We start from the raw sequence: 8839 nt of genomic DNA, 5'->3' as shown, positions 1-8839 counted from the left end.
ACGGTGCCAGAAGTAAACGACAGCAACAGCAACGGTGTATTAGATACAACGGAAGCGAATATTGATCGTTTGTTGGCTGATGCGAAGCAGAAAGCGACAGACGTACAGAAGTTAAAACAACAAATTGAGTCGAATGGTGTAGTTACTGCAAAAGAGAAAGCTCAGTTAGATCAGGCGATTAAAGATGCTCAAGATGCGAAGGATGCAGTAGATGCTGAGATTGCTAAATTACCAAATGGTTCATATAGAACGACCCAAGAAGGTGGGTCAGCAAAAATTGTTATTCCTAATACTTTAGGTGTTACCCCAATCCCAACAGGTAAACCAGCAGTGGTGGTTGGTAGTGGTTTAGATGCCGATAGTAATGATGTAATAGATAAAGCAGAGTTAGGTGAGTCTGGTGGTCAACCAAATCCGGTTACAGTGAATGTTGGCTTTAATGATGTGAAAAATGTGAAAGCGGGCGATATCTTGACTGGTAAAATTACCGTTGGTGATAAGGTTTATTATATTAATTCAGATAAATCGCTAACGGAAACGCAGCCTGCGAAAGGTTATGCTTTGACAGCAGATGATATTCGCGACGGCATTTCATTGAATGTACCAGTGCAAGATGGGTTCCAAGGTCAGCTTTCTGTATCGGATGTAACGGTGAAAGATGCTGAAAACCAAGGTAATAATACGACTGCAGAACAACAATCTGTACAGTTGGATATTACTGATGCACCAACAGTTATGATGGCATTAACTCAAGATACTGGAAGTTCGAAAACAGATAAGATCACTAACAATGGTGAATTGAGTTTCACTCCGCCACAAGGTTATGTCATTGATTCTATTACAGTGAATAACAAGCCTGTTCAGTTAGTAGAAGGTAATAAGATTACTTTACCGGAAGGTCAGTACGATGAAGGTTCAGTAGTTGTAACTATTCGTAATGAAACAACAGGGCGAACAGCAACGATATCTAATAGTGATCGCTATGTGGTGGATACGACAACGCCAAGAGAGCCACAAATTGATGCACCAGCTGGAAAAGATACAACAATTGTATTGCCTACTGATGCTGATATTGGTGATGTGTTTAAGGTGAAGATTACTAAACCGGGTGAAGCTGCAAATGAAATTGAATACCGTAAGGCAGAAAATGGTTGGGTGCTACAAGGAAGTTCAGTAGAGGGTGTGAACCTTGCAAATGATATGATTACGATTGCACAAAATAGTACACCAGTCGGCACAACTATTAATGCAACAGTAACTGACGTTGCAGGTAATTCCGCATCGGCAACTGAGGCAACAGTTAAAGAAATACCAGATCAGGATAAAGATGGTTATACCGATGATGAAGAGGCAAAAGCAGGATCTAATCCTAATCTAAATAGCTCTACGCCTAAGACCTTAGCTGTAGAAGCTTATGAGAAAGCGAAAGAAGCATTTGAGGCATTTAATGCTCAAAAATCAGTGCTTGCTGAACATGGCTTTACGGCAAATGAGGTAAATGCGCTTAATAAACAGTTGCTGCCATTATCAGAGTTGAAAGAAAATGCAATTGCAGCAGTGGAATGGGTGCATACAGATGATGATAAGCAAGATTTAGTGAGCAAAATTAATGCCTTAGAAGCAGTAGTGCCAGATGTAACTAATGCGGCCGATGCAGTTTGGCAAGCGAATAGTAGAACTACGCTTTTATATCGAGCATTTTGGAAAACTATGACCCCTAGTGCTAAATATCTTGATGATTATGCATCAGAAAATGGGGGGATTGTTACTATTAATGCAACAGATATTCCTATTAAAGATACTTTAGGTGGAGAATCATTTACGATTAAACTTGCGCCAACAGACGGATGGAAGCAAGGAACACCAACGCCATCAAGTGCATCTATTTCTGAGTATCGTGTAGATGAAAATGGAAATATGCAAATTCGTATTGATCCTGAGGTTGCAAAAAAAATTAGTGAGACAACTCAACAGTTTTTTAATGTGGTGACTGAAGATGGTACTAAATTGACACTGCTGGTTCCATTTACAAATCCAAATAAGGGTGGGAATGGTATTGATGTGGTTAGTGTTAGTATTGAGGATGATGAGAACCCAATTACAGAGGTAGTAGAAAAAGATGGAACAACTAATGACACTAGCTGGTCTAAAATTCTCGTTGGGGTTAAGAATAAAGTTTCATCAGGTGGAAATTTAGATGGTTGGGTAGTGAAATTAGAGATCATTGATACTAATGAGCCAGATCAGGTACGTTGGTCAGATACAAAAGGCAATCAGACAGCGGGAGAAAAAACACTTACATTTGATGCGAGAGGTTTTAATCCAGAAGATGGGCATACCTATATTTTGAGAGCTAGCTCTTATAATACTAATGATACGACTGTTTTGGGGACTTATACTATTTACAGTAAGGCAGAAAATAAAGTAACGTTAGATACTACACCGCCGGCGGTAGAACATCATATTTATGCCGATGAAGCAGGAAAATTGCACGTTGAATTTACCTTTAAAGAAGATAGTCTTAAAGTGTGGAGAAAAGATGGTGCATTGTCTAATCCGGAGATAGATGTTTTACAAAACTATAGCAGTGCAGTAGATGTATCCCAGAAAGATCATAAATGGAGTACAACAATTAGAGATGGGGAATCAACATTTGTCTTCTATGATAAAGAAGGGAATTCCCAAATTGTTGATTTATTAAAAGATGCAAAAGTGCTTCGTTTGGCTCGTTTAACCACTGATATGACGAGTGGTACTGGACCGAATGATGCGGAAGTTGATGGTAACGCAGCACAAACGTCTTCGGGTGCTGGTATCAAGACATCAGAAGATAAAGACAATATCATTATTCTTCGTCAGAAACAGGGTGGTGATGGGTTTGGTGGCTTTATTGATGGAGGCACTGATCTTTCAGAGTATAAAGCGACTTTAAAAACCTATGATCACGATGATCTTATTGATGTTGTTGGTATGGGAGGTCATACTGATGTGATTACTGGCGGAGGTGATGACACGTTAATCTTGCGTAAAGGTATGAGTGGTTATGGACCTTATGGTTATCCGGGTGGTTCATTTGATGGCCCTCAGCGTATCTTAATGGGCACCGGTAATGATACTTTTAGTATTTTCGGTGTCTTTAAAGACAGCTATGGTATGAATAATACAACTGCGAAAGTATCGATGGGCGATGATGATGATACCATTTCAATTACTCGTTCAATTGAAGCGGATCATGATAGTGAGCGACCATATTCTAACTATTTTAGTCTTGGTGCTGGAAACGATAAGATGACAGTAGGTGGAACGATTACTGATACAGCTCCTCAATTGGCATCAAATATTATCGATCTTGGTTCAGGAAGTGATGTTCTGACGGTAGGCGGAGAGTTGCAAGATGATGTGTTAATTCTTTCAAAAGACAGTAGCACAATTACTGTAGGGGGAATTGGCGGACAAGCTAATGTAACTATGTTGCTTGGCGCAGGAGATGACACTGTAACTGTGCGTAATAGTGTTAATTACTCTGAAGCCAGAGATAAGGCAATCTTTAAAGAGATTTATGATGCCAGCTTGAAATATACTGGTGCTTATCAAGACGATGTGCGTTCTTGGTATGAAGAGAGTAAAGATGCATTAGCTAAGTTGCCGGATAATAACTATATTATTAATCTTGGTGATGGTAATAATACTATGAGTGTTGGCGGCAATATGATCCATGCAAAAATTGAGTCTGGCTCAGGCAAAGATACGGTAACTATTAATACTTGGGTTCTTTCATCAAATAATATTAAACTTGGTGCAGGAAATGACTCCATTTCGATTAACTCTATGTTCAAAGATGATAGTATCTCTGGTCAATCATTGATTTATGGTGGTGAAGGTCGAGATACAATTAATCTTGGTACACCAAATAGTGATTCAAATAAAGTAAGGTTGGAAATGTATGGTGATATTGGTGGTAACAATATTGATGTTTCTAGCATTGAGGTCTTTAATTTGAATGGTAAAGGTGGAACACTCATTATCGGAAACAAAGGAGATATTGTTAGTGGCAATGCTTCAACAATTGGTCCGATTGAAGTTCATGGAAAGAATACTGATAATGTGAGATTACATAGTAGCTGGAAGAAAGTAGAATCAACGGACAATAGCGTTGAGAAATATGAATATAAAGATACTGGTATTTATGTATTCATTGACGAAGCTATCAAGGTTGATCAATTTTGATAGTAGTTGCCTAATAAATTAATCTTGAAATAGATTAAGCAAATATGAATCAGCCCATCAAGCTTCCCGCTTGATGGGTTTTTCTTTTGTATTTGATTTGTTTTTTTCTTCTGTATTAATCACCAATAACCGCTTGTGCAATTTGTTCAAGCAAATTTTTATAAATAGTGCTGCCTTCAGTAGCACTTACTTTAATTTCAATAATAGTAGCGGATTTACGCATATAAGCCGTTTTGAGGGTAGAACTTAAATCTGCCCAAGTATAAGGCCGTGCATAATTTAGCTCAAACATATTGGCGATTTGTGAAAACTCTAAATGATGTGGTAAGCGATAATATTGTTCTTTAGCTTCATTTTCTACTGGCAACATATCAAAAATTGCACCGCCATTATTGTTAATTACAAAAATTATGGTAGGCAATTTAACCTTTCTGAATAAGGCAAAAGAGTTGAGATCGTGCAGTGCGGAAATGTCACCGATAAAAGCGATCAAAGGGCGTTGATGAGCAATAGCAACACCAGCAGCGGTAGCCAATAAACCATCGATACCGCTTGCTCCTCTATTGGTATAAATCGGATAGTTATTAGGCAGTTTGCATAGTGCATCAACTAAACGTACAAAAAGACTATTACCAAGGAAAAGTATGCCATTTGTTGGCAGTAAGCGCTCTAGATGATGAGCCAATGATGCTTCGTTTAAATTGCTGCCAACTTGTTGTTCAATAAATTTATCACAAAATTGTGATAGTGCTAACGGTTCAAGCAACCACGGTTTTTGTCTGAGTGGTGGATGCGCACGCAACCAATGGTGAGCTTTAGCGTGAAAACGGGTTTGTTGATGATGTGCCGGATCAAGACGGCGTTGTGAAGCATCAACTAACCAATATTCACCTTGAAACGCTGCTAAAAATTGATTAATTCGTTTACTTACAATGCCACTACCAAGTTGAATCACAATATCCGCTTGCAGTAATTGTTGAAAAACCGTTTTATTTGCTAACCAAATATCGGCGTAAGGCAATGTCGCTTCAACAGTGGATTGTACATCCGTTAGTAATACCCAACCCATTGTATTAACCCAAGTGCTAATTCCCATACTTTGTTCCAATGGCAAACGTCCGACAACGACAATTCCCCGTTTTGTTCTCCATAGATCCCAATTTTCGTGGATCAGCACTTCGACTTGATTTTCCGGATGTTTCACCCACGGTTTTTGGCTGTGTAACCAAGAACTTAGCGGTTGTAACCACGAATGGTTGTCAATTTGTTGCAGATTCGCTTGGTAAAGTGGTTCGGCGAACGGCACATTAATATGTATGACGCCGGGGGTAAGTTGTTGTTGATAACAGGCTTGATCTAATGTGGATACTAACCAATTGGCGCTGTAATCTTGACTTGGTTTCGGCAAATTAATTTCAGCAATCGGATAGTGAGCAAAGATTTTTTGTTGGCAAATAGCTTGGTTTGCGCCACATTCGATTAATTCAATCGGACGATCAGCGGTTAATACGATGAGGTTAGTTTGTGTTTGGTAGGCCTCAATAATGGCAGGATAAAGGTTGGCTACCGCAGTTCCGGAGGTAACAATAATGGCAACCGGTTTTTGCGTTGCTTTGGCTAAACCAAGAGCAAAAAAGCCTAAACCACGTTCATCAAAGTGAGTATGACAGGTTACACGACTTTCATCCTGTAATCGTGCCGCTTCGAGTGTAAGTGGTGTTGAACGTGAACCAGGTGCAATGCAGATATGATGCACGCCGTAACGGAGCAGTGATTCTAAAATGACTTTAGACCAGCAACGGTTAAATGTACTGATAGACATTGTATTCTCCTTATTTTATTTGAGCTCAAACAGGGAGAGTAATCCGGACATTTTTCTTTCTATTTCTAGCCACTCTTCATCTGCTTGAGATTCTTTAACAATGCCGGCACCGGCAAAGAGGTGTAATTGTTGATTAGTGAGTTTTGCGGAACGTAGTCCAACACAAAATTCAGCAAAAGATTGTGTGATAACTCCGATTGCTCCGGCGTACCAGTTGCGTTGAAACGGTTCATTGTTCTTAATGAATGACAATGCCGGTTGTCTTGGATAACCGGCAACCGCAGCGGTCGGATGTAATGCGAATAATGGTTCCCAATATTGATGTTGCGGCTGCAAGGTTGCCTTAATCGGATGACAGAGGTGCTGAACTTTGCGTAATTGGCGTAATTGTACCTTACCGACTTCAATTGTCTGACAATAAGGTTGAATTTTTTGACAAATATCATCAACAACAAATTGATTTTCCAAGCGATTTTTTTGATCTTGCAATAACCATTGTTGATATCGTCGTTGTTGTTCATCTGTTTCGCCAATGGGGGCGGTACCAGCAAGTGCTTCGGTTTGAAAATCTGAATCAGTGCGGCAGTATAAACATTCTGGACTGGCACCTAAAAAAATAGAATGTGCTGATTCAGCAATCGCAAAGTGGTAACAATGCTGATTAGTTTGACGACTTAATGCTAGCAAATCATAACCATTGAGTGGTTGATTGAGTTGAAATACTGTTTCACGAGCTAGAACCACTTTATTGAACTGCTGTTGTTTGATCGCATTTAATGCGTTTTGGATTAACTGCCGCCATTGAGATTGAGTACTACTTTGATGGTGTAGTATCGGTGTGATGTCCTTGATCTCGTTACAAGTTTGAGGATGCGGCAGTTGTTGTAGAATTTGCAACAGTTGTTGTTTTTCTTGTTGCCAAATTCTTTGATTAAACAATAGCTTAACAGTTAATTTTTGTTGTTGATAATGTAAATAAATACGAGGCAAAATGAACTTTACTTCACCTAAAAATTGGACACCACCGACAAGGTTAAAATGGGGATAGTCTTGTTTAAATGTGGTTAATTCTTCAAACGAGGTGATGTGGCTTACCGCACCGACAGCAGCGATTTCATATTGCTGTTGGCGTTGTTGCAAATAAAATTGTGGAAATACGGCTTGCCCTTTCAACCAAGCGATAAGATCAATGTTTGAAGCCTCTATGGATGCTTGGATTTCACCAAAGCGGCGGCAATCAGGTTGATAAATAGCAATCTGCGTAGTGAGTAATGATTTTAGTTGTTGAAATACATCCATTGTCAATAGCTATTCTATTTATCCAAATGTTATAAAAGCGGTAATTTTACCGTAATTTCAAATAAAGTTCTTGAAAATCTTTCTAAGCTCAAAAAATTAGCGTAAAGTAACCCATTATTGTTAATAAATTGTTTAAGGTGACAGTGATGGATGTTTTCCCAAAATCAGATAAATTAGAACACGTTTGTTATGATATTCGTGGGCCGGTGCATAAAGAGGCTTGTCGTTTAGAAGAAGAAGGGCATAAGATTTTAAAGTTGAATATTGGTAATCCGGCGCCATTCGGTTTTGAAGCACCAGATGAAATCTTAGTGGATGTGATCCGCAATTTGCCGACAGCACAGGGATATTGTGATTCCAAAGGTCTTTATTCCGCACGCAAAGCGATCGTGCAATATTATCAATCAAAAGGACTGCTTAATATTGGGGTCAATGATGTTTATATCGGTAACGGTGTATCAGAATTGATTACGATGTCAATGCAAGCACTTTTGAATGATGGGGATGAAGTGTTGATACCAATGCCTGATTATCCGTTATGGACAGCAGCAGTAACACTTTCCGGTGGTAAAGCAGTGCATTATTTATGTGATGAAGAACAGAATTGGTTTCCGGATATAGAAGATATTAAGCAGAAGGTTTCTCCTCGCACAAAGGCGATTGTGATTATTAATCCGAATAATCCGACCGGAGCGGTTTATAGCAAAGCATTATTATTAGAATTAGCGGAAGTGGCTCGTCAAAATAAATTGATTGTCTTTGCGGACGAAATTTATGACAAAATTTTATATGATGGTGCTGTTCATCATCACATTGCAGCATTAGCACCAGATTTATTAACAGTTACCTTGAATGGCTTATCTAAAGCCTATCGAGTCGCTGGATTCCGTCAAGGATGGATGGTGCTTAATGGCCCGAAAAAGGCGGCTGCCGGCTATATCGAAGGCTTGGATATGTTGGCATCAATGCGGTTATGTGCTACCGTGCCGATGCAACACGCCATACAAACAGCGTTGGGTGGATATCAAAGTATTAACGAATTTATTTTGCCGGGTGGGCGTTTGCTGGAACAGCGCAATAAAGCGTATGAGATGATTAATCAAATTCCCGGTATCAGTTGTGTTAAACCTCAAGGCGCAATGTATATGTTCCCGAAAATTGATACAGAAATGTATAACATCCACGACGATGAAAAATTTGTGTTTGATCTTTTAACTCAAGAGAAAGTGTTGTTGGTTCACGGACGGGGATTTAACTGGCATAAGCCGGATCATTTCCGTATTGTAACCTTACCATATGTCCATCAAATTGAAGAGGCAATGACCAAACTTGCCAGATTCTTAACACATTATCATCAATAATTTCCTTCTGATCCCGTTTAATGCCAAAAGTGTAGTAAGCGGGATTTTTTTGCCATTAGTTAATTAAATATTTTTAATATAAAAATAATAAAACAACTTTTCAAAAATAAAGAAACAGAATATTATTTAA

4 protein-coding genes are annotated in these 8839 nt (G+C 39.0%); 2 read left to right on the top strand and 2 right to left on the bottom strand.

The window, feature by feature from the left end; translation table 11 throughout:
• Positions 1 to 4227 (top strand): hypothetical protein (locus tag P375_RS12530; protein ID WP_167333063.1); only part of this gene is annotated, 4227 nt, incomplete at its 5' end.
• A gap of 115 nt (positions 4228 to 4342) precedes the next feature.
• Here P375_RS12530 and menD read toward each other — a convergent pair.
• Positions 4343 to 6049, bottom strand: coding sequence for a 2-succinyl-5-enolpyruvyl-6-hydroxy-3-cyclohexene-1-carboxylic-acid synthase (gene menD / locus P375_RS05070; protein WP_039135079.1), 1707 nt, complete (start codon positions 6047 to 6049; stop codon positions 4343 to 4345).
• A 15-nt stretch (positions 6050 to 6064) separates the two neighbouring features.
• Positions 6065 to 7348, bottom strand: a complete 1284-nt coding sequence (locus P375_RS05065; RefSeq protein WP_039135074.1) for an isochorismate synthase — start codon at positions 7346 to 7348, stop codon at positions 6065 to 6067.
• A gap of 146 nt (positions 7349 to 7494) precedes the next feature.
• Between P375_RS05065 and P375_RS05060 the strand changes: the two genes are divergently transcribed.
• Positions 7495 to 8709, top strand: a complete 1215-nt coding sequence (locus P375_RS05060) for a pyridoxal phosphate-dependent aminotransferase (RefSeq protein ID WP_039135071.1) — start codon at positions 7495 to 7497, stop codon at positions 8707 to 8709.
• Positions 8710 to 8839 lie beyond the last annotated feature (130 nt).

It is taken from the genome of Gallibacterium genomosp. 2 (assembly GCF_000771895.1).
Lineage (GTDB): Bacteria > Pseudomonadota > Gammaproteobacteria > Enterobacterales > Pasteurellaceae > Gallibacterium.
The sequence above is the reverse complement of the archived record's forward strand: the minus strand, read 5'-3'. Positions and strand labels throughout refer to the sequence as shown.

Bases quoted from the DNA above. Each gene is read 5' to 3' on its own strand.
- P375_RS05065 (WP_039135074.1), bottom strand. From the start codon at position 7,348: ATGGATGTATTTCAACAACTAAAATCATTACTCACTACGCAGATTGCT.
- P375_RS05060 (WP_039135071.1), top strand. From the start codon at position 7,495: ATGGATGTTTTCCCAAAATCAGATAAATTAGAACACGTTTGTTATGAT.
- menD (WP_039135079.1), bottom strand. From the start codon at position 6,049: ATGTCTATCAGTACATTTAACCGTTGCTGGTCTAAAGTCATTTTAGAA.